Source organism: Aquitalea denitrificans, from assembly GCF_009856625.1.
GTDB classification, from domain to species: domain Bacteria; phylum Pseudomonadota; class Gammaproteobacteria; order Burkholderiales; family Chromobacteriaceae; genus Aquitalea; species Aquitalea denitrificans.
This window is the reverse complement of sequence record NZ_CP047241.1, coordinates 4186297-4213172: the sequence shown is the minus strand read 5'-3', so window position 1 is coordinate 4213172 and position 26876 is coordinate 4186297. Positions and strand designations below refer to the sequence as shown.

The 26876-nt window shown below is 61.5% G+C and carries 23 protein-coding genes; 9 read left to right on the top strand and 14 right to left on the bottom strand.

Annotated features, from left to right (window positions below):
* Positions 1–77 precede the first annotated feature (77 nt).
* Genes GSR16_RS19600 through GSR16_RS19590 form a run of 3 tightly spaced genes read right to left on the bottom strand, consistent with a single transcriptional unit; the run spans position 78 to position 2671 of the window.
* Entirely contained in the window at positions 78–653 is a 576-nt protein-coding gene (locus GSR16_RS19600) for a TMEM175 family protein (protein WP_159880350.1), read from the bottom strand.
* Between the two features lie 18 nt (positions 654–671).
* Positions 672–1721: a sensor histidine kinase gene (locus GSR16_RS19595; RefSeq protein WP_159880348.1), complete on the bottom strand. Its 1050-nt coding sequence runs from the start codon at positions 1719–1721 to the stop codon at positions 672–674.
* 41 nt (positions 1722–1762) lie between these two features.
* Positions 1763–2671, bottom strand: a complete 909-nt coding sequence (locus GSR16_RS19590; protein ID WP_159880346.1) for a DMT family transporter — start codon at positions 2669–2671, stop codon at positions 1763–1765.
* Positions 2672–2760: 89 nt separating this feature from the next.
* Here GSR16_RS19590 and GSR16_RS19585 point away from each other — a divergent pair, with 89 nt between their 5' ends.
* The 5 genes from GSR16_RS19585 (at position 2761) to GSR16_RS19565 (ending at position 8488) form a co-directional block, all read left to right on the top strand.
* A complete protein-coding gene (locus tag GSR16_RS19585; protein ID WP_159880344.1) occupies positions 2761–3684 on the top strand; it encodes a LysR family transcriptional regulator in 924 nt (307 codons plus the stop codon).
* A 114-nt stretch (positions 3685–3798) separates the two neighbouring features.
* Complete coding sequence (argH, locus tag GSR16_RS19580) at positions 3799–5181, top strand: argininosuccinate lyase (protein ID WP_159880342.1); 1383 nt, start codon at positions 3799–3801, stop codon at positions 5179–5181.
* Positions 5182–5273: 92 nt separating this feature from the next.
* The gene (locus GSR16_RS19575; protein ID WP_159880340.1) at positions 5274–6860 is read left to right on the top strand and encodes an EAL domain-containing protein; all 1587 of its coding nucleotides are present in this window, start codon (positions 5274–5276) and stop codon (positions 6858–6860) included.
* A gap of 15 nt (positions 6861–6875) precedes the next feature.
* The gene (locus tag GSR16_RS19570; RefSeq protein WP_159880338.1) at positions 6876–7574 is read left to right on the top strand and encodes an aspartate/glutamate racemase family protein; all 699 of its coding nucleotides are present in this window, start codon (positions 6876–6878) and stop codon (positions 7572–7574) included.
* A 143-nt stretch (positions 7575–7717) separates the two neighbouring features.
* Positions 7718–8488, top strand: a complete 771-nt coding sequence (locus GSR16_RS19565; protein ID WP_089082985.1) for a DeoR/GlpR family DNA-binding transcription regulator — start codon at positions 7718–7720, stop codon at positions 8486–8488.
* A 90-nt stretch (positions 8489–8578) separates the two neighbouring features.
* On the opposite strand, the gene GSR16_RS19560 is transcribed toward GSR16_RS19565, so the two are convergent.
* Positions 8579–10180 (bottom strand): GGDEF domain-containing protein, encoded by a 1602-nt coding sequence (locus GSR16_RS19560; RefSeq protein ID WP_240902547.1) that lies wholly within the window; start codon positions 10178–10180, stop codon positions 8579–8581.
* A gap of 163 nt (positions 10181–10343) precedes the next feature.
* Here GSR16_RS19560 and GSR16_RS19555 point away from each other — a divergent pair, with 163 nt between their 5' ends.
* Entirely contained in the window at positions 10344–12218 is a 1875-nt protein-coding gene (locus GSR16_RS19555) for a ribonuclease catalytic domain-containing protein (protein WP_159880336.1), read from the top strand.
* A gap of 69 nt (positions 12219–12287) precedes the next feature.
* Here GSR16_RS19555 and GSR16_RS19550 read toward each other — a convergent pair whose 3' ends face one another.
* The 10 genes from GSR16_RS19550 to edd form a co-directional block, all read right to left on the bottom strand.
* Positions 12288–13106 (bottom strand): HDOD domain-containing protein, encoded by an 819-nt coding sequence (locus tag GSR16_RS19550; RefSeq protein WP_159880334.1) that lies wholly within the window; start codon positions 13104–13106, stop codon positions 12288–12290.
* Positions 13107–13196: 90 nt separating this feature from the next.
* On the bottom strand, positions 13197–14093 hold the full coding sequence (locus tag GSR16_RS19545; protein ID WP_159880332.1) for an aldo/keto reductase: 897 nt from the start codon (positions 14091–14093) through the stop codon (positions 13197–13199).
* Entirely contained in the window at positions 14093–15202 is a 1110-nt protein-coding gene (locus GSR16_RS19540) for an ABC transporter ATP-binding protein (protein ID WP_103523693.1), read from the bottom strand. Before GSR16_RS19540 ends, GSR16_RS19545 begins: the two co-directional genes overlap by 1 nt.
* 3 nt (positions 15203–15205) lie before the next feature.
* Entirely contained in the window at positions 15206–16063 is an 858-nt protein-coding gene (locus GSR16_RS19535; protein ID WP_159880330.1) for a carbohydrate ABC transporter permease, read from the bottom strand.
* Positions 16056–16958, bottom strand: coding sequence for a carbohydrate ABC transporter permease (locus GSR16_RS19530; RefSeq protein WP_159880328.1), 903 nt, complete (start codon positions 16956–16958; stop codon positions 16056–16058). The genes GSR16_RS19535 and GSR16_RS19530 overlap by 8 nt, the downstream gene beginning before the upstream one ends.
* A 203-nt stretch (positions 16959–17161) precedes the next feature.
* Positions 17162–18406 (bottom strand): ABC transporter substrate-binding protein, encoded by a 1245-nt coding sequence (locus GSR16_RS19525; protein ID WP_159880326.1) that lies wholly within the window; start codon positions 18404–18406, stop codon positions 17162–17164.
* Positions 18407–18678: 272 nt separating this feature from the next.
* Positions 18679–20103 (bottom strand): sensor histidine kinase, encoded by a 1425-nt coding sequence (locus GSR16_RS19520; protein WP_159880324.1) that lies wholly within the window; start codon positions 20101–20103, stop codon positions 18679–18681.
* Entirely contained in the window at positions 20096–20791 is a 696-nt protein-coding gene (locus GSR16_RS19515) for a response regulator transcription factor (RefSeq protein ID WP_159880322.1), read from the bottom strand. The genes GSR16_RS19520 and GSR16_RS19515 overlap by 8 nt, the downstream gene beginning before the upstream one ends.
* A 125-nt stretch (positions 20792–20916) precedes the next feature.
* Positions 20917–21540 carry a bifunctional 4-hydroxy-2-oxoglutarate aldolase/2-dehydro-3-deoxy-phosphogluconate aldolase gene (locus tag GSR16_RS19510; RefSeq protein ID WP_159880320.1) on the bottom strand — a complete coding sequence of 208 codons (624 nt, stop codon included), beginning with the start codon at positions 21538–21540 and terminating at the stop codon, positions 20917–20919.
* Between the two features lies 1 nt (position 21541).
* The gene (gene edd, locus GSR16_RS19505) at positions 21542–23377 is read right to left on the bottom strand and encodes a phosphogluconate dehydratase (protein ID WP_159880318.1); all 1836 of its coding nucleotides are present in this window, start codon (positions 23375–23377) and stop codon (positions 21542–21544) included.
* A 249-nt stretch (positions 23378–23626) separates the two neighbouring features.
* Here edd and zwf point away from each other — a divergent pair, with 249 nt between their 5' ends.
* The 3 genes from zwf to GSR16_RS19490 all read left to right on the top strand — a co-directional run bounded on the left by zwf (position 23627) and on the right by GSR16_RS19490 (position 26873).
* Positions 23627–25105: a glucose-6-phosphate dehydrogenase gene (zwf, locus tag GSR16_RS19500; RefSeq protein ID WP_159880316.1), complete on the top strand. Its 1479-nt coding sequence runs from the start codon at positions 23627–23629 to the stop codon at positions 25103–25105.
* A 132-nt stretch (positions 25106–25237) separates the two neighbouring features.
* Positions 25238–25915 carry a 6-phosphogluconolactonase gene (gene pgl, locus GSR16_RS19495; protein WP_159880314.1) on the top strand — a complete coding sequence of 226 codons (678 nt, stop codon included), beginning with the start codon at positions 25238–25240 and terminating at the stop codon, positions 25913–25915.
* A complete protein-coding gene (locus GSR16_RS19490) occupies positions 25896–26873 on the top strand; it encodes a glucokinase (RefSeq protein ID WP_159880312.1) in 978 nt (325 codons plus the stop codon). Before pgl ends, GSR16_RS19490 begins: the two co-directional genes overlap by 20 nt.
* Positions 26874–26876: the final 3 nt, after the last annotated feature.

Sequence of the window (26876 nt, the reverse complement as noted above, 5' to 3'; positions counted from 1 at the left end):
CAGCTTATTCAAGCCGGGATGATTTCGGAGAGATTGCGGCAAAGCTGTCGCAGCACCGCCAGATCGGCAGGTCAGATTTACTGACGGACGGCGTGCTCCATGCGCCGGTCGGGTACCAGCCACCACAGGGCCATCAGTGCATATACCGTGGCCGCCAGGGTTGTGGAATAAAACGACAGGGCAATGCCGCTCAGATAGAACAGTGGTGACAAGCGGCCCTTGATATCACGACCCAGTGCCTGGCTGAGCACCTCGCGATTGCCCGGTACGCACAGCAAGGTCCGCTGCATCAGGTACCAGGCCAGTGCGGCCATCAGCAGCACCACGCCGTACAGTGCCACCGGCAGCGCCGCCATGTGGTTCTCGCCCATCCAGCCGGTGACAAACGGCAGCAGCGACAGCCAGAACAGCAGGTGCAGATTGGCCCACAACACGCGTCCATCCACCTGGCGCACCACATGATAGAAATGGTGGTGGTTGTTCCAATAGATGCCGACATAGACAAAGCTCAGCACATAGCTCAGGAACACCGGCCACAGGGCGGTCAATGCCGTCAGGCTGGTGTCGTGCGGGACTTTCAACTCCAGCACCATGATGGTGATGATGATGGCGATGACGCCGTCACTAAAGGCTTCCAGCCGGTTTTTGCCCATGTCTGGCTCCGTGAGTGGCTAGCGGAAAAAGGGGGACTGCCCTGCCGGGTCTGCCGGCTGGTAGGGCAGGCGGATCATGGTGTGGTACTGGCCATCGGCCTCGGCCACCTGCAGCGAGGCCTCGGCATCGTAAAACAGCGCCAGCCGTTCGCGCAGATTGTCCAGTGCCATGCGGTTGCCCTGATGCGGCACATCCGGGCTGGCGGATAGTGGATTGCTGACGCTCAGCAGTAATTGCCCGCCCTTGATCTGCGCCCGCACCCGGATTTCTCCGCCAAGGCCACAGCGTTCCACACCGTGGTGCACGGCGTTTTCCACCAGTGGTTGCAGTAGCAGTGGCGGCAGGCTGGCATCCAGGGCGGCATCGATATGCCAGCTGACGTGCAGGCGTGCGCCCAGCCTTTCGCTCTCGATGGCCAGATACATCCTGGCCAGCTCGATTTCCCGCTCCAGCGTAGAGGTGCGACCGGGGTCGGCCATTTGTGCGCGGAACAGGTCGGCCAGGTTTTCCAGCACCATTTCCGCCTTTTCCGGCCGCGAGCGGATCAGCGCGATGGCCGCATTCAGGCTGTTGAACAGGAAGTGCGGACGAATGCGTGCCTGCAGGGCAGCCAGTCGTGCCTCGCCCAGTGCCGGGGACAGCGCGCGCTGGCGCAGGCTGAAGTAGTGCAGCAGCAGCAGGGCCAGCAGGCCGGCAAGTAGCGGGCGGTCCAGCCGGGGCAGATCCTGCGGGTTGAGTAGCCGGTCCTGCACCACCACGCACAGCATGCTGATGGCGGCAACCAGCGTGCTGGCGTGGCGTCGCCGCGCCAGCCAGGGCGACAGCAGCCCCAGCAGCCCAAGGCTGAGCAGCATGGATGGTTCCGCCCAGCTGGCCCGGCCCAGGATGCGTGGCAGCAAGGTATCGCCATCATTCTGGAATAAGGCTGAGCACAGCAGCAGCAGGTTGAGCGATAACAGAATGCGCAGCATCACGCCCAGATTGCGGAAGTCCGGGATGGCAAAAATGGTGCGCGGTTGACGGTGCTGGTACATGGGCAGGGTAATCAGGGTGGTGTCCTGCATCATAGCAAGCTGCCCGGCTACCCCGCGAGCATAAGCAGCGTGGATCAAGCCCTAGACAATTGCAGCGTGCGGCGCGGACGTACCGCCCACAGGCTGGCCACTACCATCAGCCCACCCCCCAGCCAACTGGCAGGCGGTAATGATTCGCCCAGCCACAACACGGCAAAGGCTGCACCGAATACCGGTTCACTGCCGGTCAGCAGAGCAACTCTGGTGGCGCTGCTGTGGCGTAGTGCGTAATTCATGGCGAAGAAGGCAAACAGGGTGCAGAACAGCACCAGATAAAGGACATTGCCCCAGAAGGCCGGCTGGCTGGGCAAGGTGGGCAGGCCGCCCTGCGCGGCGGCAAGTAGCAGGCAGCCCAGACAGATCACCAGACTTTGCAAGCCGGTCAGCGCCAGCGTGGCTACCGGTCTGGCGTGTGTCAGGCGGCGGGTCAGGCTGGTGACCAGGGCACGCAATACCGCTGCCAGCAGCATCAGCAGATCGCCGCCATTCAGTTGTAAATGTGCCGCGCCACTCAGCAGCCAGGCCCCAAACAGCGAAACCGCAGCAGCCAGCAGCGCATCGGTTTCGGGCTTTTGCCCCAGTAGCAGCCATTCGGCAAAAGGTGTCAGCACCAGGCACAGGCTGATCAGAAACGCCGCATTGGCGGCGCTGGTGTGGGCCACGCCATAGGTTTCGCACAGGAAAATGCCCAGCAGGCCCACCCCCAGCGGCAGGGAAGCCAGCACGGTGGCGCGCCGGGTGGCGGCATCGGCCAGTGCCCGCTGGGCGGGCAGCAGCAGGATGAAGGTCAGGCCGAAGCGCAGCGCCAGCAGGCCGAGGACGGGGTAGAACAGCAGCGCCTGTTTGGCCAGGCCGTAGCTGCTGCCCCACACCATGGCCACCAGCAGCAGGACCAGATCCGGCAGGAAGGGATAACGTTGATGCAGGGCGTGCGGGGCAGACATGACGGACTTTCACGGGAGGGCAATGGCTGGATTATCATTGCCTTGTTTGTGTTTGATAATCCGTGCTGCTGGAACAGGAATTTTGCGCCATGGGAACAAATGGACTGATCGCACTGCTGCCGGACATGGCGGCCTTCGTACTGGTGGTGGAGCGTGGCAGTTTTTCCGCTGCCGCGCGGCAACTGGGCATGACGCCGTCGGCACTCAGCCGCCAGGTGGCCAGGCTGGAAGCGGCACTGGGCGTGCGCCTGCTGGAGCGCACCACGCGGCAGCTGCGGCTGACCGAGGTGGGCCACGCCACATTGCAGCGCTGCCGCAGCATGCTGGATGCCGCCGATGAGGCGGTGCAGCTGGCCCAGCAACAGCATGCCCAGCCGCAGGGTACGGTGCGGGTCAGCATGCCCAAGGCCTTTGGCCGCTTTGTGGTGGCACCGCTGATACCGGCCTTCCTGGCGGCTTATCCACAGGTGAATGTGGAGCTGTTCATCAGCGACCGGGATGTCGACCCGCTGTCCGACGGGCTGGACCTCACCGTGCGGGTGGGTGACAACCCGCCACCCGGCATGGCGGGCCGCCCGCTGCTGCCCATCCGCCAGTTGCTGTGCGCCTCGCCGTCCTATCTGGCCGAGCATGGCCGGCCCGACCATCCGCGCGATCTGGCGCAGCACCAGTGCCTGTATCTGGCCGAACATGAGGGCGACAAGCGCTGGCAGCTGCGGCGGGGCAGCGAACAGCTGACGGTGGCGGTGAGTGGACGCTATGCCACCAATCACAGCGAATTGCGCCTGCAGGGCGTGCTGGCCCACCTGGGTATTGCGCCGCTGCCGCAATTTACCGCCCGGGCGGGGCTGGACGCCGGGCAGATTGTCACCGTGCTGGACGACTGGGAATTCACCACCGCCTACCGTGGCATGGCCTGGCTGTTGTATCCATCCAATCGTCATCTGCCGCTCAAGGTGCGGGTGCTGATCGATTATCTGGTGGCCTGTCTGGGCCGCAGGCAGCAGCCATGACACGGTAATGCCACAGCCGGGCAAGACCCGACTCGCTCTGCGGGGATGGTTTCCCTATAATTGCCGCTGCTGCCTTGGGGTAGCCCAGAACAATCACCGCAGGGAATCATCGAGATGCAAGAAAGCCATGCCTGGTCCGGTCGCTTCAGCGAACCGGTTTCCGAACTCGTCAAGAAATACACCGCCTCGATCGACTTCGACAAACGTCTGGCCGAATTCGACATCGAAGGCTCGCTGGCTCACGCCACCATGCTGAACAAGGCTGGCGTGCTGTCCGACGACGATGTGGCGGCAATCCGACGTGGCATGGCTGAAATCCTGGACGACATCCGCGCCGGTCGCCTGGAGTGGAGTGTGGATCTGGAAGACGTGCACATGAATGTGGAACGTCGCCTGACCGACAAGATCGGTGATGCCGGCAAGCGCCTGCACACCGGCCGTTCGCGTAACGACCAGGTGGCCACCGACATCCGCCTGTGGCTGCGCGCGCAGATTGACGCCATTGTCGGCTTCATTGCCGAACTGCAAACCAGCCTGCTGGAGCTGGCCGAACAACACGCTGATACCGTGATGCCGGGCTTCACCCACCTGCAAGTAGCCCAGCCGGTGACCTTTGGCCACCACATGCTGGCCTACGTGGAAATGCTGGCGCGCGACGCCGAACGCATGACCGACTGCCGCAAGCGCGTCAACCGCCTGCCGCTGGGTGCTGCCGCACTGGCCGGCACCACCTTCCCCATCGACCGTCATTACACCGCCCAGCTGCTGGGTTTTGACGATGTGTGCCACAACTCGCTGGACGCCGTGTCCGACCGTGACTTCGCCATTGAATTCACCGCCGCCGCCAGCCTGGTGATGGTGCACCTGAGCCGCCTGTCCGAAGAGCTGATCCTGTGGATGAGCCCGCGCGTCGGCTTCATCGACATCGCCGACCGCTTCTGCACCGGCAGCTCCATCATGCCGCAGAAGAAAAACCCGGACGTGCCGGAACTGGTACGCGGCAAATCCGGCCGCGTGGTGGGCCACCTGATTGCCCTGGTCACCCTGATGAAGGCGCAGCCGCTGGCCTACAACAAGGACAATCAGGAAGACAAGGAACCCTTGTTTGACACCGTGGACACCCTGATCGACACCCTGCGCATCTACGCCGACATGATGCGTGGCGTTACCGTGAAGCCGGAAGCCATGCGCGCTGCCGTGCTGCAGGGCTTTGCCACCGCCACCGACCTGGCCGACTACCTGGTGAAAAAAGGCCTGCCTTTCCGCGACAGCCACGAAGTGGTGGCCCTGAGTGTGCGCTACGCCGAAGGCCGTGGCGTGGATCTGGCCGACCTGTCGCTGGCAGAGCTGCAACAGTTCAGCAAGCTGATCGAGCAGGACATCTATCAGGTGCTGACACCTGAGGGCAGCCTGGCCCAGCGTGACCATGTCGGTGGAACTGCGCCAAATCAGGTACGCGCCCAGATTGCCCGCCACAAGGCAAGACTGGCAAGTTGATCAGTTAATACACTTTCAAACCAAACCGCCGCTATCGGCGGTTTTTTATTGGCCTACAGTGGGACCTGAAATGGTTTGCCATTGGAGATGCCGTGCAATTACCTTCCCTCGAGCCGCTGGGGCGCAGCCAGCGCATCATACTCACCATGCTGCCCGGGCTGGCCTTGTTCATGCTGGGCGGCCTGTTGATGCTTTACCAGTTTTATTCGGGTATACAGCACACGCTGGAGACCCAACATGCCTTCAAGCTGAAAAAGATCGAGTACATACTGGAACAGGCACAGAAAACCGGCGAGACCATGTTGCAGCAGCCCAATCTGGACTGTCATGCCATCTACCCGGAAATACGCCGCATGGTCACCATCCAGCCCTATGTCCGTTCGATGCGGCTGATTGATCACGAGGGCAGGGTGTATTGCGATTCGGTGATTGGCTGGCATGCACCGGTGTATTCGCAGGAGTACCCGCGTGAGGAGCGGCTGCAATTATGGCGCGGTAACCGGCTATCGCCCTGGCATCCCTTGCTGATGTTGTGGCTGGAGGCAAAGCGTGGCGATGTAAACGGCATCCAGGTCGTGGTGGATAGTGATTATCTCAAGGACAGACTGGCGCATCTGGAGCAGGAAACCTGGTTTTACCTGCATGTTGGCGACCGCTGGCTGGATGAAGAAGGCGGCATGACTTCGCCGCCGGACCGCCCTTACTGGCAGCAGCGCAGTCTGAACTCGGCGAATTATCCGCTGGCCATTGTCATGGACTACTCCATGACCAACTTGTTGATGGAACGGCTGAGTCAGGAACCGGATCAGCTCATTTTGCTGCTACTGTTCAGTGCTACCTTCAGTTGGAGCTTTCATCGCCTGCTGCTGCGCAGCGGCGCACCCAGCCGCGAATTGCAACGGGCGGTGCGCCAGCAGGAGTTCATTCCTTATCTGCAACCACTGGTTGATACCCAGCATCTGCAGTGGTGCGGGGTGGAGGTGCTGATGCGCTGGCAGCATCCGGTTGATGGCATGGTGCTGCCGGAGCTGTTCATCCCCTTTGCCGAAAGCACCGGCCATATCGTGGCCATGACTCGCTCGCTGATGCAGCAGACTGCCGCGCAACTGGGCATGCTCTCCTTGCCCGCTGGTTTTCAGATCAGCATCAATGTCAGTGCCGCCTATGTGGCGGATGGCTCCTTGCCGGCCGACTGCGCTGCCTTCCTGTCGGCATTCCCGCCTGGCAACATCCTGCTGACCCTGGAGTTGACCGAGCGCGAGCTGATTACTACCGGTCCGCAAACCGATGCCCAGTTACAGCAACTGCATGATCTGGGTGTGCGCATTGCCATCGATGATTTCGGCACCGGGCATTCCAGCTTGTCCTATTTGCAGAAACTGGATGTTGATGAGCTGAAAGTCGACCGCAGCTTTGTGGCCGGTATCGGCAGTGACAGCCTGTCGGCAGATATCCTGGACAGTATTCTGCAACTGGCGGCCAAGCTGGGCCTGGCCGTGGTGGCCGAAGGTGTGGAAACCCTGCAGCAGGAGGACTATCTATGCCGGCACGGTGCCCATTTGTTGCAGGGCTACCGCTATGCCAGGCCGATGTCGATTACCGATTTCCTGTCGTGTCCTGAATGGCATAATGTCACCTCGCAAGCAGTCAGCAAGACCATGACTGATGCCCATTCCTGAAGAGACACATCCCCCATGAATAACACAGTCATCGGTATTGCCGGCGTCACCGTTCCCGGTGCGCTGGATTGCCTGGCGAAAATGCACCGCTTGTCAGCCAGCTTGTGCGGTGGCCATCACCATCATCCGCGCTTCGTGCTGGACCAGCCTGACTTCGGCGTGGTGCATGCCGCCCAGTTGCAGGCACGCTGGGATATTGTCGAGGATTCCATCGTGGCATCCCTGCAGCGACTGGCGGCTGCCGGTGCGCAAGTGGCCGTGATTCCGGCCAATACCGTGCATTGCTGCATTGATGGTATCCGCCAGCGTGCACCCTTGCCGGTCATCAGCATGCTGGACGTGGTGGCGGAAAAATGCCGGCAGCAGGGCTTGCGTCGGGTTGGTGTGTTGGGAACCCGCTGGACCATGCAGTCGCATCTTTACCGTGCGCCGCTGGCGGCGGTCGGGGTGGAAGAATACATTCCCGACGAGGCCGGTCAGGCCATTGTCCAGCGGGTGATTTTTGAGGAGCTGGTACCTGCAGGCAAGGTGGGGGCCGACAGCCTGCAGCAGTTGCTACAGGTGGTGGACACGCTGCGCGGGCAGGGCTGTGATGGCGTGGCCCTGGCATGCACCGAGCTACCGCTGGTGCTGGATGCTGCCAATTGCGGCATGGTGGCTGTGGATACCACGGCAGTACTGGCCGCTGCTGCCATGGAGGCGGTGTTGCGCTAGCGATGTGCCGGCATGGTCCTGTTGCTGGCCGGGCGGGTTTTGCTGGCGGTTTGCTACGGGTCAAGGGTGGATAGGTACTAGCATTTGCGCTTTGACCGAAAAATATGTTAGTAACTAAACATGATTTTCGGAATCGAATCCCTATGAGCCGCTCTCCCCGTCATGACAAGATTCTGCAACTGGTCCGCGAAAACGGCTTCATGCCGATCGAGGAGCTGGCCAGACTGCTCGATGTAACGCCGCAAACCATCCGGCGCGATATCAATCAGCTGTGTGAAGACAATTTGCTGCGCCGTTACCATGGAGGTGCTGCCCTGGGCAGTAGCGTGGAGAACGAGGATTACTTTGCGCGCAAAGGAAAATTCCAGAGCGAAAAGGCACATATTGCCGACATGATTGCCGGCAGCATTCCCGACCATGCCTCTCTGTTCATGAGTATCGGCACCACCATAGAAGCGGTAGCGCAGGCGCTGACCATCACCCACAAGGGTTTGCGAGTCATCACCAACAATATCCACGTGGCTTCAATCATGTCGGCCAATCCGGATTTCACCGTGATGATCACCTCCGGCGTGGTACGGGCCAGCGATGGTGGCATTACCGGGGTGGCCACGCTGGATTTCATCAACCAGTTCAAGGTGGATTACGCCATCATCGGCGTTTCCGGCATTGAAACCGATGGTTCGCTGCTGGATTTCGACTACCGCGAAGTGCGGGTGGCGCAGGCGATGATGGCCAATGCCCGTCACCGCTATCTGGCAGCTGATCACAGCAAATTTGGTCGCAATGCTCTGGTGCGCATGGGCCATATCAGTGAATTCCACACCGTGTTCACTGATGCCGAGCCACCGGAGTCGCTAGCCAAGCTGCTGGAAGAACACAATGTGCGACTGATTCTGGCCGACGCAGTCTGATACTGCCGACAGTCCCTGCTGCTCAGCATGCAAGACGCCCGCTATGCGGGCGTCTTGCTGTCTGCCACTCCTCTGGTGCCAGGCATGTTCTCATCTGGTGAAGGAATAGGCCTCGATACGGTTGCGCCCCTTGTGTTTGGCCTGGTACAGCATGTCATCGGCCTGCTGCACCAGTTCTGTGGTGTCGCCGGCGGTGGCCAGTGAGCTGATGCCCGCACTGAAGGTCTGGCGGAAGGTGCGCTGATTGCCCGGTTGCTCGATCAGTACAAAAGATTGGCGCAAGGCATCCATGATGCGGGCAGTATCCTCCTGGCTGGTGCCGGGCAGCACAATGGCAAACTCTTCCCCACCGTAACGGCTGATCAGATCGGATCGGCGCAGCCGCTCTTTCAGAAAACGGGCCAGATTCACCAGTACTTCGTCGCCCGCCGGGTGGCCGTAGGTATCGTTGATGGTCTTGAAGTGGTCCAGGTCCAGCATCACCAGCGATAGTGCGCGTTGGTCGCGTTTGGCCCGTAGCACCTCGTACTCCAGCTGGGCATACAAATGCGAGTGGTTCAGCAGGCCGGTAAGGCTGTCATTGATAATGTAGGAACGCAGCTTGCGGTAACGTCTGGCGCGGTTGATCACCGTCACCACCAGCTCTTCCGGTGCCACCGGTTTGGTCAGGAAGCCGTCAATGCCCAGTGTCAGCGTATCCAGCTGGATGGACTGCCGCTTTTCCACCGACAGGAACAGGATGGGGATGCCGTCCAGCAGTCGCTGCTGGCGGATGATCTGTGCCAGCTCCACGCCATTGCAGTCCGGCATGTACATATCCATCAGGATCAGGTCCGGGCGGAATTGCACAATGCTGTCCAGCACGCCTGCCGGCTCGGTCAATTGCAGGGTATCGACGCCATGGTGCTGCAGGACGCTGGCATACAGATCGGCCAGCGATACCATGTCTTCCACGATCATCACCCGTAGCGGATCGCGCTTTTCTCCCAGATCGCCAAAATTCAGGTTATCGATCAACTCGTGTGCCAATAGCGGCCAGCCCAGAAAGCCGTCGGCTCCAGCGCGTACGGCTTGCAATCTGGCCTCGAAATCGTGGCGCGGCGAGCAGAACAGCAGCGGACAGAGTCCGCAGATGGTCTGCGCCAGGGTAAAAATGGGGTCGGCAACGTTGAAGTCGGTATAGGCAAGCACAGCAACAGGGGTAGCTTCAGTCAGGGCCTGTGCCAGTTTGGACGCCTGATACATGCTGCGGACAATGAAGCCGAAGCAGGATAGCTGCTCGGCCAGATTGGCAGCAGCTTCGCTATCTGGCATCCACAGATAAATCATGTGCGGGCCGGCCTGGGCCAGGCCGGCGTGCAACTGATCCGGTTGTTGCTGGCGGTCTTCCATCATGGCCAACTGGCTGACAATGCCCAGGTGATGGCGCAGTTCGTCGTAGCGTTCCGGCTCGCTGGGCATGCTGTCGTTTTGTAGCAGCCATTGCTGCAGCAGCTCGCGCAGGGTTATGCATTCGGTCTGCAACTGACCGGCCTGGCGGTCATCGACATGGCGCTCCAGATTGCACACCAGTGAAAGCAAGTGCGTGGCCAGCGAGCGATCCCAGCGGGTGACCAGCATGTGGCCGATGCGGTCGATTTCACGGGCGGCATGTTCTCTTGCCGAAAAGTGAGCATTGCTTACCAGCTTCATAGTGGTTATCCGGTTTCTGCAGACATGCACATGGTCTGGTGTGACAGCATGGCGCTGCAGCAGTGCTGCGTGAACATGAATGAGACGCAGGGTGTCGCAAAGGAGCGCAGGGCCCGAATGCGAAATGTTATAATTTGGGCTTGATGAATCAGTTGGCGCGCAAATGAACGTATTTTACGAAGAAAGCGGATCCTTCAAGGTGGGCACGATTGTTTCCCGTGCTGATGCCAGCTTGCAGGTCGATACGCAGCATGGCAAGCGGGCCAAGATCAAATCAAGCAATGTTTTTCTCGAGTTTAGCTCGACTCTGGCAGATTTTCTTCCTGCTGCAGAAAAAATGGCTGATGAGATTGATCTGGACTTCCTGTGGGAGTGCAGTCCGGAAGATGAGTTCGAGCACGATGTGCTGGCGGCCGATTACTGGGGCCATGCCCCCTCCGCCCTGGAAAGCGCAGCCATCATTCTGCGCGTGTTTGGTGCGCCCATGTACTTTTACAAAAAGGGCAAGGGACGCTACAAGAAAGCGCCCGCAGAAGCCCTGCAGGCTGCACTGGCCGGTATCGAGCGCAAGAAGCGCGAACAGGAACAGATTGATGGCTGGGTAGCCGAGCTGAAAGCCGGTACGCTGCCAGAAGCTATTCGCAGCCAGCTGATGCTGTTGCTGTGGAAGCCGGACAAGAACACGCTGGAATTCAAGGCCTTCGACCAGGCATCGCGCGAATTGAACCAGCCGCCGCTGAAACTGGCGCAAAGCGTGGGCGGCATCAGCTCGGTGCCGGACTACCTGATGGCCGGTTTCCAGATGGAATACTTCCCCAAGGGCAGTGGCTTTGGCAAATATGCGCCGCCGCAGCCGCCGGAAGAACTGCCGCTGGCGGATGTTGCTGCCTTCTCTATTGATGATGCCAATACCACCGAAATCGACGACGCGCTGTCGGTAGTCGACCTGCCGGACGGCAACAAGCGGGTGGGCATCCATATTGCTGCCCCTACACTTGGCGTGCCGGTGGATTCGGACATCGAAAAGCTGGTATGGGGCCGCCTGTCCACCGTGTATTTCCCCGGTGGCAAGATCACCATGTTGCCGGACGACGTGGTGCAGGCCTTTACCTTGCAGGAAGGGCAGGATTGCCCGGCACTCAGCCTGTATGTGGACGTCACGCCGGACTTCGAACCGGTGGCCTACGAAAGCCGCATCGAGCGGGTACGCATTGCCGCCAACCTGCGCCATGCCGAGCTGGAACAGCAGTTCAACGAAGACACCTTGCTGAACGACCCGGGTGTGGATTACCCGTTCAAGCACGAGCTGACCTGGCTGTGGCACTTTGCCAACGCCCTGGAAAAACGCCGTGGCAAGTACGACCCCACCCGTCCGGTGCAGATGGACTACAACTTCGATGTAGTCGATGGCAAGGTGCTGATCACCCTGCGCAAGCGCGGCGCACCGATGGACAAGCTGGTGTCGGAACTGATGATTCTGGCCAATAGCGAATGGGGCCGCATGCTGGCCGAGGCGGATATCCCGGCCATGTATCGCGCGCAGAGCATGGGCAAGGTCCGCATGACCACCCGCCCCGAGCCGCATATCGGCCTGGGCGTGGCGCAATATGCCTGGGCCACCTCGCCGCTGCGCCGTGCCACCGACTTCGTCAACCAGCGCCAGCTCACCGCGATGATTCGTGGCGACAAGCCGCAGTTCGAACAGGGCAATGCCATGCTGTTTGCCCTGCTGCGCGACTTTGACACCACCTATTCCGCCTATCTGGGTTTCCAGGACAAGCTGGAACACTTCTGGTGCCTGCGCTGGTTTACCCAGGAAGGTGTCAGCAATGTCACCGCCACCTTCATCAAGGAAGACCTGGTGCGCATTGACGGCCTGCCAATGCGGGTACGCATTCCCGGCTTGCCGGAGCTGGCACGTGGCGACCGCATCCAGCTGAGCGTGATCCGCATTGACGAGCTGATGGCCGAGATCGAATTCCGCTTTGTCGGTGTGGTGGGCCATGTCGAGGCAGCCAGCGAGGAAGAAGAAGGCTGAGGCTTGCCCTGTTGGACGTGAAAGCAAAAGGCTGCCTGCGGGCAGCCTTTTTCGTATCGCTACGGTAGCTCAGAACATGTCGTCAATACCGTTGCAGGCTTCTTTCAGATCGCTGATGGCACCGGTGAGTGCATCACGGTCGATGCCCAGTTTGTCCACCACGCTCCACGGCAGGGTGGTCAGCATGTCGCCCTCGTTCATGTCGTGATTGAAGCCCGCTACCAGATAGGCTGACAGGCCAATCACGATGGCAAAGCGCGATACATCGCCCAGCAGATCGTGCTGATCGCGGATGGCTTGCTGGATGTCATCGGGGAAGTTCCAGCGCCGCGCCAGCTCGGCACCTACTTCAGTCAGATCCACACCCAGCAGCATGCGCTCGGTGGCTACCCGGTCGGCACCGCCAGCCACAATCTTGTCGATCTGCACCGCCTGCTCGGGCAGGGCAACGTGCAAAACCAGCTCGCCGATATTCGACAGCAGGCCGCAGGTATACCCCAGCTGTGCATCCAGCTTGGCCAGCCGCGACAGCCGCTTGGCGGTATTGGCCATGGCAAAGCTGCGCTGCCAGAAGCCCTTCATGTCAAAACCGGGAATCCCGGCGGTGGCACCGGTAATGCCGGAGGCAATCACCAGAATGCGCAGGTTATCAAAGCCCAGCAGCACCACGGCATCGTCCAGCGAACCCACGCGGCGGCTGCCGCCAAAGCGCGCGGTATTGGCCAGCCGCAGCACCCGCGCAGTGAGCACCTGATCGTGGCCTACCTTGTCGCTGATTTCATCGATATTGATATCGGTCTTGTGAAAGCTCTCAATCAGCTCCTGTACCACCTTGGGCACCATGGGCAGCCGACCCGAGGCCTGCTCAAAAATATCCGCCACTTGCATGTCTTATCCCCTTTGTCATTGTCCTGCTTATTGAGCTTAGGTGAAGTGAGGCAGAAAAAAAGGTTTAAAACAGCGGTGGCGCATTAGCGCTCAGGCTACCGCTTGGCCCTGTGCCGCTGCCAGCAGGGCAAACCAGTGCTGGCGGTCCAGTTGCAGGCGGCAGGCGGCGGCAGCTTCATCCAGCGAAGCCAGGCGGCGCGAGCCGGAGATGGGGATGGGCCGCGCCGGGTGGCGTAACAGCCAGGCCAGCGCCAGCGTGGCGGGGGTGACGGCCAACTCGGCTGCCATCTGCTGCAGGGCAGCGTGCAGTGCAGGGTGGCTTGTTGGCTGCAGCAAACGGCCGCCCGCCAGCGGCGACCACACCATGGGGCGGATGCCGGCCTGCAGGCACTGGTCAAAGGTACCGTCGAACAAGGGCGCGCTATGCAGCAGCGAGGCTTCCACCTGATTGGTGAGCAAGGCAGTGCGGGAGGCGAGCAGGGCAAACTGGCTGGGGCTGAAGTTGGACACGCCAAAGTGTCTGACCTTGCCGCTTTGCTTGAGGCTGGCAAAAGTGTCGGCCACTTCGTCCGGGTCCAGCAGCGGGTCCGGGCGGTGAATCAGCAGCAGGTCCAGATAGTCCGTGCCCAGGTTTTGCAAGGAAGCATCCACCGCGGCCAGGATATGCGCGCGACTGCTGTCGTAATGCTTTACCTGCCAGCCGCGGCTGGCATCCAGTGGCTTGATGCCGCACTTGCTCACCAGCTGGATGTGTTGGCGCTGGCCGGGATTGGCTTTCAGCCACTGACCGAACAGCGCCTCGCAGCGAAAGCCGCCGTACAGGTCGGCATGGTCGAAGGTGGTGATGCCAAGGTGGATGGCGTGCTCCACCCAGGCGGCCAGCTCGCTGGTGGAAAAGCCCCAGTCGTGGAGCCGCCACAGGCCTGCAGCTACCGGAGAAAAAACTGGCCCTCCGGGGGCCAGTTGTACAGATGACAAGGTGTTCATCAGGCAATCCGTTGTTCTGTAGTCGGGTCGAACAGCACGGCCTTGGAGACGTCGAACACCAGTTCCATGCTGTGGCCCGGCAGTTTGGCTTCGGTCGGGTGGGTACGGCAGCATACCTTGGTGTTGTTGAGCGAGACAAACACCAGGGTGTCCGGCCCGGTGGGTTCGATCACGTCGATATGGCAGGCCATCACCGGCAGCCCTTCGCGGTAGGCGGTGCGGGCGTCGGTGATTTGCTCCGGGCGGATGCCGAAGATGACTTCGCGGCCCAGCCAGGGCTTCATCTTGTCCTGGGCATGCGGCAGCGGCAGGATGACGCAACCCTGGTCGTCGCAGATTTTCACCCCCAGCACGCCGGCGGATTCCACCACCTGCGCCGGAATGAAGTTCATCGACGGCGAGCCGATGAAGCTCGCCACAAACAGATTGGCCGGATTGTCGTAAATGTCCTGCGGGCTGCCGAACTGCTGCACGATGCCGTCCTTCATCACCGCAATGCGGTCGCCCAGCGTCATGGCCTCGATCTGGTCGTGGGTGACATAGACGATGGTGGATTTCAGCCGCTGGTGCATCAGCTTGATTTCGGTACGCATCTCCACCCGCAGCTTGGCATCCAGATTGGACAGCGGCTCATCAAACAGGAAGATGGACGGATTGCGCGCCAAGGCACGGCCCATGGCCACGCGCTGACGCTGGCCGCCGGACAGCTGCGAGGGCTTGCGGTCCAGCAGGTGGGTCATTTGCAGCATCTGCGCCACGCGCTCGACGGTGGCATCGATTTCACCCTGCGGCATCTTGCGGATTTCCAGGCCGAAGCTGATGTTCTTGCGCACGCTCATCGACGGGTAGAGCGCATAGCTCTGGAACACCATGGCAATGTCGCGGTCCTTGGGCGACAGGTCGTTCACCCGTTTGCCGCCTATTTCGATATCGCCGCTGGAAATGTCATCCAGCCCGGCAATCATGTTCAGCAGCGTGGATTTGCCGCAGCCGGAGGGGCCCACCAGAATCAGGAACTGACCGTCCTCGATGGCGATGTCGATGCCCTTGAGCACGTCGGTGCCGTTGGCGTAAGTCTTGCACACATTATTGATGGAGAGAGCAGCCATCGTTCAACCTTTCACAGCACCGGCTGTCAGGCCACGCACGAAGTAGCGGCCGGCAACCATGTAAACGAACAGGGTGGGCAGGGCGGCAATGATGGCCGCTGCCATGTCCACGTTGTATTCCTTCACCCCGGTAGAGGTGTTCACCAGATTGTTCAGCGCCACGGTGATGGGCTGGGATTCGCCAGAGGCAAATACCACGCCGAACAGGAAGTCGTTCCAGATCTGGGTGAACTGCCAGATCACGCACACCATGAAGATGGGGCCGGAAATAGGCAGCAGGATGCGGAAGAAAATGGTCCAGAAACCGGCGCCGTCGATGCGCGCAGCCTTTACCAGTTCGTCCGGGATGGTGACGAAGAAGTTGCGGAAAAACAGCGTGGTAAAGGCCAGGCCGTAAATCACGTGTACCAGCACCAGCCCGCTGGTGGTATTGGCAATGCCCAGCTCGCCCAACAGGCGCGCCATCGGCAGCAGCACCACCTGGAAGGGGATGAAGCAGCCCACCAGCAGCAGGGTGAACAGCACGTCCGAGCCACGGAAGCGCCACATCGACACCACGTAGCCGTTGACCGCGCCAATCAGGGTGGAAATCAGCACCGATGGCACGGCCATCTTCACTGAATTCCAGAAAAAGCCCTTCATGCCGCCACATTCCACGCCGGTGCAGGCGCTGGACCAGGCCTTGCTCCAGGCATCCAGGGTGATGGATTGCGGCAGGGCAATCAGGTTGCCGCCACGGATGTCGTCCAGGGTTTTCACCGAGGTGGACAGCATCACGTACAAGGGCAGCAGATAGTAGATGGCCATCAGCACCAGTGCGGCATACAGCACGATGCGGCCGGGAGTCAGGTGTTTAGCCACGTTTGGCGCTCCTTGTTTCCATATACATCAGCGGCACCAGCACGGCGACGATGGTCATCAGCATCATCATGGCCGAGGCCGCCCCCAGGCCAAGCTGACCACGGGTAAAGGCAAACTGGTACATGAAGATGGCCGGCACGTCCGAAGCGGTGCCGGGGCCGCCGCCGGTCAGCGCCATCACCAGGTCGAAGCTCTTGATGGCGATGTGCGACAGGATCAGTAGCACGCTGAAAAACACCGGGCGCAGGCTGGGGATGATGATGCGCCAGTAGATCACCGGCAGGCTGGCGCCATCCACCTGGGCGGCCTTGATGATGGAGTCGTCGATGCCGCGCAGGCCGGCCAGGAACAGCGCCATCACAAAGCCCGACGACTGCCACACCCCGGCAATCACCACGGTGTAGATGGCCTTGTCCGGGTCCACCAGCCAGTCGAAGGTGAAGTCGGGAAAGCCCCAGTCGTTGATGACTTTCTGCAGGCCCATGTCCGGATTCAGCATCCATTTCCAGGCGGTACCGGTGACGATGAAGGACAAGGCCATCGGGTACAGATAGATGGTGCGCAGCGTGCCTTCACTGCGGATTTTCTGATCCAGCAGCACCGCGAGGAACAGGCCGACGGCCAGCGTGCAGCCGATGAACAGGCCGCCGAAAATGCCCAGATTGGCTACGGCAGTCCACCAGCGGTCATTTTCGAACAGCGCCTGATACTGGATCAGGCCGGCCAGGTCCATCTGCGGCAGCAGTCGCGATTCGGTCAGCGACAGCCAGCCGGTCCAGGCAATGAAGCCGTAGACGAACACCAGGCTGATCAGCAAGGTGGGCGACAGCACCAGCTTGGGCAACCAGCGGTCTGCCAGCGCCGACAGGCTGGCTTGTGATTGGGATGAGGACATGAATCAATCCTTGCATGCAGCCGTGGCGTGCTGGCGCAGGCGCGCAGCAGGCCGCGTCCCGACCGTGGTCACGGTGCGGAACGGCAGACGACGTACATGTTTTGCTTCGGTGTGGGACAGACAGCTACCGGGCCGGCTTGGCTGGCAGCTGTCCACGGCATAGCGCGCCCGGGCAGCAGGCCCGGGGCCATATTGCTGCTTGCTTAATGCACCTTGCCAGCCTTGGCCAGACGCTCGGTGGCGGTTTTCGGGCTCATGGAGGAGTTCATGAACTGCGAAATCACGTCATCCATTGCGCCTTCGGTGGCAGACGGCATGGCCATCTTGTGGGCGAAGCTGGGCACCAGGCCGCCGCTCTTGGAGGCAGCGGTCAGGTCGGCCTTGGACTTCTTGGCGCAATCGTCAAACTTGTCCATCGGCGTATCCAGACGGGCCGGGATGGAACCCTTGTTCAGGTTGAACACTTCCTGGAAGTTCTTGCTCATCACGGTTTCGGCCAGATCAGCCTGCGCCTTCTGCGCAGCGGCGTCCTTCTGCTTGAACATGGCCAGGCTGTCGATGTTGAAGGTGAAGCTGCCCGCCGTGCCCGGTGCGGCTACGCACAGGAAGTCCTTGCCCGGCTTCTTGCCGGCGGCGGTGAATTCGCCCTTGGCCCAGTCGCCCATGAACTGCATGCCGGCCTTGCCGTTGATTACCATGGCGGTGGCCAGGTTCCAGTCACGGCCTGCTGCGCCCTTGTCGATATAGGTTTTCACCTTTTGCAGGGTTTCAAACACCTTCAGCGTGGTGGGGCCGGCCAGGGTGGCCTGGTCCAGCTGTACGAAAGCCTTCTTATAGTAGGCCGGGCCACCTACGCCGAGCGCCACCGATTCAAACAGGGTGGCGTCCTGCCACGGCTGACCACCGTGGGCAATCGGCTGGATGCCGGCTTTTTGCAGCTTGTCGGCGGCTTCAAAGAATTCCGGCCAAGTGGTCGGCACCTTGGCACCGGCCTTCTTGAAGGCGTCCGGGTTCACCCACAGCCAGTTCACGCGGTGCACGTTCACCGGAGCGGCCACGTACTGGCCCTTGTATTTCATCACCTGGCTGACCACCGGCGGCAGCTGCTTGTCCCAGCCTTCGGCCTTGGCTACGGCATCGATATTGGCCAGCACGCCTTCGGCACCCCATTCCTGGATGGCCGGACCCTTGATCTGGGCGGCGGTCGGCGGGTTGCCGGATACCACGCGGGTTTTCAACGCAGTCATGGCATTGTCGCCACCACCACCGGCCACGGCGAAGTCTTTCCAGTTATCGCCCTTGGCGGTCATCATTTTTTTGAGTTCGGCCACGGATTTGGCCTCGCCACCGGAAGTCCACCAGTGCAGCACTTCCACTTCACCGGCAAATACCGTGGCCGGCAGTAGGGTGGCGGCCAGCAGGGCGGCGCTCAGTTGCTTGCGTTTCATTCTCTTGTCTCCATCTTGTAGCGTTGCATTTCGGTTTTTATGTTTCATCCCTTTGTGGCCGGAGAATGGCCGGATATGGGATGTGCAAGAACTATAGCGGCAGATTGTAAGTTTTGTGTAAGGTTTGATCGGAATTGCTGTAAGAAAATGACAAAAACCAGATGCAATGCATCATGACATTTGGAATTTATCAAGTCTGACAAGGCACTGCGCTGGTGCTGCTGTGCAGCAAAGTGGTGCAGCGTAGTGTGTCAACTACACTACTTATCTGATTATTCCGTGCTGTTTTCTGATTTGAACAACAGGCTGGCGCACAGGCCATGGGGGATGTTGTCGCTCAGTTCCACCCGGGTGTGATGGCGGCGGGCGATCTCCTGTACGATGGCCAGCCCTAGCCCGCAGCCCTTGCCGCCCGGCTGGTGGTTGACCCGGTAAAAGCGTTGGAACACTTTGTCGCGCTCGGCGGCAGCAATGCCGGGGCCGTTATCGCGCACCGCCAGCCGCAGCTGTTTGTGCTGGCGGTGCAGCTCGACGGTGATTTCCCCGCCGGCCGGGGTGTACTGGATGGCATTGTCCAGCAGATTGGCTAGCAGCTCGCGCAGCAGACCGGCATGGCCCAGCACCGGCATCTTCTCGTCGCCACTGTCCAGGCCCAGATCCAGTCCGCGGGCTAGCGCTCGCGGCACGGCTTCGGCGGTGACTTCGCGGGTGAGCTGGTTGAGGTCCAGCAGGCTGCGTTGCAGGCCGGTTTCCGGTTCGGCACGCGCCAGCGCCAGCAGCTGATTAACCAGATGGATGGAGCGCGCCACGCTGGTTTCCACCTGCTCCAGCTGGCGGCAGGCACGCGGAATGTCAGGTGTGTGGCCTTGCAGTTCGGCCTTGACCAGTTCGGTCTGCGATTTCAGCCCGGCCAGCGGCGTGCGCAATTGATGCGCGGCATCGCCGATAAAACGCCGCTGCTGTTCGACCTGACGATTGACCTCTTCCAGCAGGCTGTTGATGGCGGCGGTGAGGGTGCGTACTTCTGCCGGGGCATTGTTGACTTCGATCGGGGCCATATCGCGCGGCGAGCGGTTTTCCACCACCCGGCGCAGGCGGCGCAGTGGCGACAGGCCACGGCTGATGCCGGCCCATACCAGCAGGCTGGTCAGCAGCATCAGCCCCAGCAGGGGCAGGCCCATGTCCAGCAGGATCTTGCGGGTGAGTTCGGCACTCAGGGCGCGGCTTTTGGCCACTTGCACCAGCATCAGTTGTGGTTGTTCCGGCGTGCCAGCCAGCAGGTACAGGGCTGCCACGCGCACATCCTGCCCTTTCATGCTGGCATTGTAGAAATAGCTGTTGCCCGCCTTGGCCACCAGCTCATGCGGTGGCGGTGGCATGGTCGGTTCGCCCAGCAGGAAGGCGGAAGGCGGCGAGCTGACCATGTAATACACCCGGTCGCTGGGGTCTTCTTCCAGGATTTCCCGCGCGGCACGGGGGAAGTCGACATAAAAACCGTTGCCGAAAGGCTTTACCTGCCGTGCCAGCGCGCGCGATGTCTGCGCCAGGGTCTGGTCGATGACCTCATTGGTGTAGCGCACCGCCATGGCATGCGCCAGCATGGCGGCGGCCAGCCACAATACAAGCTGCGGCAGCAGCAACCACAGCAGCAACTGGCGGCGCAGTGACAGCTGGCGCGGACGGGCGGTTTCAGCCATCGGCAGCCTGCATCAGCAGATAGCCAAGGCCACGTACTGCGCGGATACCTACGCCGCTGCCATCCAGCTTCTTGCGCAGGCGGTGCACATACACTTCCACTGCATTGCTGCCGATTTCCTCGCCCTGACCGGAGAGTTCGCTGGAAATCTGCTCTTTGGTCAGCACTTTCTCTGCCTGGCTCATCAGGATGAACAGCAGTTCCAGTTCGCGGGCGGACAGGTCCAGCGGCTGCGTTCCTGCCCAGGCGCGCTGGGCGCTGCGATCCAGCCGCAAGGGGCCAAAGTGCAATTCTTCCCGTTGCAGCTCGTCGCGTTGCGGGTCGATGGCGCGCTGCCGGCGCAGCAGGGCGCGGATACGGGCTTCCAGCTCGGGGAATTCAAACGGCTTGACCAGATAATCATCAGCACCGGCATCCAGCCCGGCCACCCGGTCCTCCATGCTGTCCAGTGCGGTCAGCAGCAGAATGGGCAGGGCAGGCCGGTGTACGCGGACATTGCGCAACACTTTCAGCCCGTCCTGGCCGGGCAGGCCGATATCCAGGATCACCGCATCAAAGTGCTCGGCCAGCAATAGCTGTTGTGCAGCCAAGCCATCGTCACAGTGGCTGACGGCAAAACCCAGCTGGCCCAGGCGGGTGAGCAGGGCATCGGCCAGTACGGCATCATCTTCGGCCAGAAACAGTTTCATGAGTGGGGATGGGCGGGAATGAAGGCTTGATGGTAGTGCAGATTAGCCGGGCTGTGCTATCACCCTGCAGTGTGCGGCGCAGCAAAAAGCCCGCACTGGGCGGGCTTTGACGGAGTGGGGTGGGTTTACTGCGCCAGCGCGCTGGCTTGTCTGGCCAGTTCGGTGATGCGGGCCCAGTCGCGGTTGGCAATCGCGTCTTCCGGGGTCAGCCAGCTGCCGCCAACGGCCAGTACGTTTTGCAGGGCCAGGTAGTCCTTGGCCTTGGCCAGATCAATGCCGCCGGTGGGGCAGAAACGCAGGTCCGGCAGCGGGCCGGCCAGCGATTTGAGCAGCTTGATGCCACCCACGGCTTCGGCCGGGAACAGCTTGAGGATGTCAAAGCCTTCGTCCTGGGCGCGCATGGCTTCCGAGGCGGTGGCCACGCCGGGCAACAGGGTGAGGTTGGCATTGCGCGCAGCGGAGGCCAGCTCCGGGGTCAGGCCGGGGCTGACGCCAAACTGGGCGCCAGCGTCCAGCGCGGCTTCCAGCTGGGCGCGGTTGCGCAGCGTACCAGCGCCGACAATGGCACCGGGTACTTCATCACGCATGCGGCGCATGGCAGCCAGCGCTGCCTTGGTGCGCAGGGTGACTTCCAATACGCGGATACCGCCGTCCACCAGCGCGCGCGCCAGGTCGACTGCAACGGCAGCATCATTTACCACGATGACCGGTACTACCGGTCCCTGGCGCAACAGGGTCAAAGCGTCCATATCAGTTTCTCCACAGCGGGTGATGGAAGCTCATGGCACCAGCTTCCGCGGCGTCGGCGGATTCGCGGAATACCGCAAACAGTTCACGTCCCACGCCAAATTGATTGTGTGCAAGGTCGGCGCTGGCCTGCTCGCGCGCCGCCCATTCTGCTGCTGGCACTTTTACTTCCAGCGTGCCGGCCACAGCGTCCAGTCTCACGATGTCGCCAGCGCGAACCTTGCCGATACTACCGCCCAATACCGCCTCCGGCGAGACGTGGATGGCAGCCGGCACTTTGCCTGACGCACCGGACATGCGGCCATCGGTCACCAGTGCCACGGCAAAGCCGCGTTCTTGCAGGATGGACAATGCCGGGGTCAGCTTGTGCAGTTCCGGCATGCCGTTGGCGCGCGGGCCCTGGAAGCGGATCACGGCGACAAAGTCGCGTTCCAGCTCGCCGCGCTTGAACGCCGCCAGCATGTCGTTCTGATCGTCGAACACCAGAGCCGGTGCTTCTACAATGCGGTGTTCCGGCTTGACGGCGGATACCTTGATCACGGCACGGCCCAGATTGCCAGCCACCACGCGCAGGCCACCATCCGGGCTGAACGGATCGGCCACGGTGCGCAGCACGCTGTCGTCGCCGCTCACGGCCGGTGCCGGACGCCACTTGAGCGTACCATTGTCCAGCCATGGCTCATTGGCATAGGCTGACAGGCCGTGGCCGACGATGGTGTCCACGTCTTCGTGCAGCAGGCCGGCAGACAGCAGCTCGCGAATGACAAAGCCCATGCCGCCAGCGGCGTGGAAGTGGTTTACGTCGGCCTTGCCATTGGGGTAAACGCGGGTCAGCGACGGGATGATGGCCGACAGTTCGTCAAAGTCGTCCCAGTTGATGTCGATGCCGGCAGCACGGGCAATGGCTACCAGATGCAGGGTGTGGTTGGTGGAGCCGCCGGTGGCCAGCAGGCCGACAATGGCATTGACGATGGATTTTTCATCAATCATGCGGCCAACCGGGGTGAAGTTTTCTCCTTGGGCTGCAATGTGGGCGGCCTGACGGGCGGCGGCACGGGTCAGTGCCTCGCGCAGCGGTGTGCCCGGATTGACGAAAGCGGTGCCCGGCAGATGCAGGCCCATGATTTCCATCATCATCTGGTTGGAGTTGGCGGTGCCATAGAAGGTACAGGTGCCCGGGCCGTGGTAGGACTGGCACTCGGAATCCAGCAGCACATCCCGTCCCACCTTGCCTTCGGCGAACAACTGGCGCACCTTCGCCTTGTCGTCGTTGGCAATGCCGGTGGTCATCGGGCCGGCCGGCACAAATACCGCGGGCAGATGGCCAAAGGTCAGCGCACCAATCATCAGGCCGGGAACAATCTTGTCACACACGCCCAGATACAGGCTGGCGTCGAACATCTGGTGTGACAGGGCCACGGCGGTGCTCATGGCGATGACGTCGCGCGAGAACAGCGACAGCTCCATGCCCGGCTGGCCCTGGGTCACGCCGTCGCACATGGCGGGCACGCCGCCGGCAAACTGGGCGGTGGCACCGGCCTTGAGCGCTTCTTCCTTGATCCAGGCCGGGTAGGCTTCCAGCGGCTGGTGGGCGGACAACATGTCGTTGTAGGCGGAGACGATGGCCAGGTTGGGGCGGTGGGCTTCTTTCAGATGAATCTTGATATTGTCCGGCATCGCCGCAAAGGCGTGGGCCTGATTGGTGCAGGACAGCTGGGCGCGTTCCACCTTGCCCTGCTGGGCAGCGGCATGAAGGTGATCCAGATAAGCTGCGCGGCGTGCGCGGCTGCGATCTATGATGCGCTGGGTAACGGTGTGTAGTACCGGGTGCAGGGCCATGGCAATTCCCGTGATGAATATGGGTAAATGGTAGTTTTACTACACTTAAATTGCAAGAATTCAGCTGCTGGCTGATAGTGCCGTATTGGGGGTGATCGGTATGAAAGTCACTCCAGTAAAGGGTTTCATAGTTTTATGCTCGATTGGGTAGGTGTTGCTTTCTGCGGATTGTCCTGGCTGCACGCATGGACATGACCAAATCGGGTGGTAATATAACTACATTGCAAATGCACAAGACGGAAGATCACTATGGATAACCGTAGCACGCCCACCCCGGCCTTCGATATGGTGCTGTTCGGCGGCACCGGCGATCTGGTAATGCGCAAGCTGTTGCCTTCCCTGTATCAGGCCCATGCTGCCAGCCTGCTCAACCAGCAAGGCCGCCTGCTGGCGCTGGGTCGCAAGGCGATGAGCCGCGACGATTACCTGGCACTGGTGGAAAAAAGCGCCCGCCAGCATATCAAGGAACATTTCGATGCGGCGGCGTGGGAATCCTTCCGTAGCCGCATTGATTACCTGCAGGTGGATGCCGGCGAGGCCGCCCACTACCCGGCCCTGGCCGAAGCGGTGGGCCAGCATCCGGAACGGGTGGTGGTCTGTTATCTGGCCACCGCGCCCAATTTGTTTGCCGGCATTTGCGAAAATCTGGCCGCCGTTGGCCTTAACCGCCCCAATGTGCGCGTGGTGTTGGAAAAGCCGCTGGGTATCGATCTGGATTCGTCCAACGAAATCAACGATGCCGTGGCCCACTTTTTCAAGGAAGAACAGCTGTACCGTATCGACCACTACCTGGGCAAGGAGTCGGTGCAGAACCTGATGGCCATCCGCTTTGCCAATGCCCTGTTCGAACCGCTGTGGCGGCGCGAGTGGATTCACGATGTACAGATCACCATTGCCGAAGACCTGGGTGTCGGCACCCGTGGCGATTTCTACGATGGCACCGGCGCGCTGCGCGACATGGTGCAGAACCACCTGCTGCAACTGCTGTGTATCGTCGCCATGGAGCCGCCGGCCAATATGGAAGCCGATGCGGTGCGTGACGAAAAGCTCAAGGTGCTGAAGGCACTGCGGCCGTTCAGCGAGCAGGATGTGGCCAACAAGACCGTGCGCGGCCAGTACAAGGCCGGTGCGGTGGCCGGTCAGCCGGTGGTGGGTTATCTGCAGGAGCAAGGCATTCCGGCCGACAGCCAGACCGAAACCTTTGTTGCCCTCAAGGCGGAAATCGACAACTGGCGCTGGGCCGGCGTGCCCTTCTTCCTGCGTACCGGCAAGCGCATGCAGGAGCGGCTGGCGGAAATCGTCATCAACTTCCGCGACGTGCCGCACCAGTTGTTCTCCGGTCCCTTGAGCGGCAGCCATACCGCCAACCGGCTGGTAATCCAGCTGCAGCCGGAAGAAAGCATCCGCCTGTACTTCCTGGCCAAGGAGCCGGGCGACACCATGCGCCTGCAACCGGCCTATCTGGATCTGGACTTCTACAAGGCCTTCAAGGTGCGCCGTGCCGATGCCTACGAGCGCCTGCTGCTGGATGTGATCCGCGGCAAGCTGGCGCTGTTCATGCGCCGTGACGAGCTGGTGGAAGCCTGGCGCTGGGTGATGCCCATCATGGAATGCTGGCAGAACAGCAGCAACACCCCGCCCAAGCAATATACCGCCGGCACCTGGGGCCCGGCGGCTTCCAGCGCCCTGCTCAGCCGCGACGGTATCAGCTGGCACGAAGAAAGCTGACCGACCTGACCCGTCCGGGCCGCCGCACTGGCCTGCCCGGACAGGACAATTCATAACAAGCCGGCCAGCAAGAGCGGCAATCACCCGGTGTCATGGATATCAGGGGCCGGGTGCAAGGTGAGGATGACATGCATGCAATGGTTTGAATTTCCCGATGCACCGGCCAGCGCCGCCGCCCTGGCCGCTACCGTGGCACAACGCTTGTCGGCCGCTCTGGTGCGCGATGGCCGCGCCGTGCTGGCTGTTTCCGGTGGCAAATCGCCGGTTCCCTTCTTTCACGCCCTGCGCAGCCAGCCGCTGGACTGGTCGCGGGTGCTGATCACGCTGGTGGACGAACGCTTCGTGCCGCCGGATCACCCGGACAGCAATGCCGCGCTGGTACGCGAACATCTGTTGCAGGATGCCGCCGCAGCCGCCCGTTTCCTGCCGCTGGTAGGCGCTGCCAGTGATGAGCTAGCCGAACTGGCTGCCGCCAACGCTGCCTATCTGCGTCCCACCGTTGCCGTGCTGGGCATGGGTGAAGATGGCCATACTGCTTCCTTGTTCCCTGGTGCTTCGGCGCTGGCGGAGGGGCTGGACATGGCACGCAGCCTGCCCTTGCTCGCCGTACAGCCGCTCACCGCGCCGCACCTGCGCTTCAGCATGAGCAAGGCCGCCTTGCTCGCGTGTGACAGCCTGATTTTGTCGATTCAGGGTGCGGGCAAACGCCAGGTATTTGAACAAGCGGCGCAAGGCATCAACGACAGCCTGCCTATCAGCCATTTCCTGTTGCAGACGGAGTGCCCCATCGATGTCTACTGGACTGCCTAATACCTGGCCGCGGCTCTTGGCCGACATCGGCGGCACCAATGCCCGCTTTGCGCTGGAAACCGCCCCCGGCGTGCTGGAAGACATCATCGTGCTGCCCTGTGCCAGCCATCCCACGCTGGAAGCGGCCATGCGCAGCTATCTGGCCGAGGTGGACACCCGCGCGGTGGCCCATGCCGCCATCGGCATTGCCAATCCGGTGACCGGCGACTGGGTGCAGATGACCAACCATCACTGGGCCTTTTCCATCGAAGCCACCCGACAGGCGCTGGAGCTGACTTCGCTGATTGTCATCAACGATTTCACCGCGCTGGCCTTGTCGCTGCCGCACTTGCCGCGTAATGAGCTGGTACAGGTGGGCGGCGGTGAAGCGATCAGTGGCAGCCCGCTGGCGCTGATTGGCCCCGGCACCGGCCTGGGCGTGTCTGCGCTGATGCCTTACCCCGGCGGCGTGATGCCGCTGGCTGGCGAAGGCGGCCACGTCAGCTTTGCCCCGTTTGACGAACGCGAGGCTGCCATCTGGCGTTATGCGCGTGATCGTCACGGCCATGTATCGGCCGAGCGCCTGCTGTCCGGCCCCGGTCTGGTGCTGATTTACCATGCGCTGGCGGCACTGGCTGGTGAGGCGGAGCAGGACCTGTCCGCCGCCGACATCACCGAGCGTGGCCTGGCCGGCAGCTGTCCACGCTGCCGCGAAACGCTGGACGCCTTCTGCGCCATGCTGGGTACGGCGGCGGCCAATCTGGCGCTGACGCTCGGCGCCCGTGGCGGGGTATACCTTGGCGGTGGTATCGTTCCACGTTTGATCGACTACTTCAAAACGTCGCCATTCCGCCCGCGCTTCGAAGACAAGGGCCGTTTTTCCGCTTATCTGGCGGGGATTCCGGTGTTTGTCATCAACAGCCGTTACCCTGCGCTGATCGGCGCGTCGGCAGCGCTGGCGGCGCATCTGGAGCACTGACCC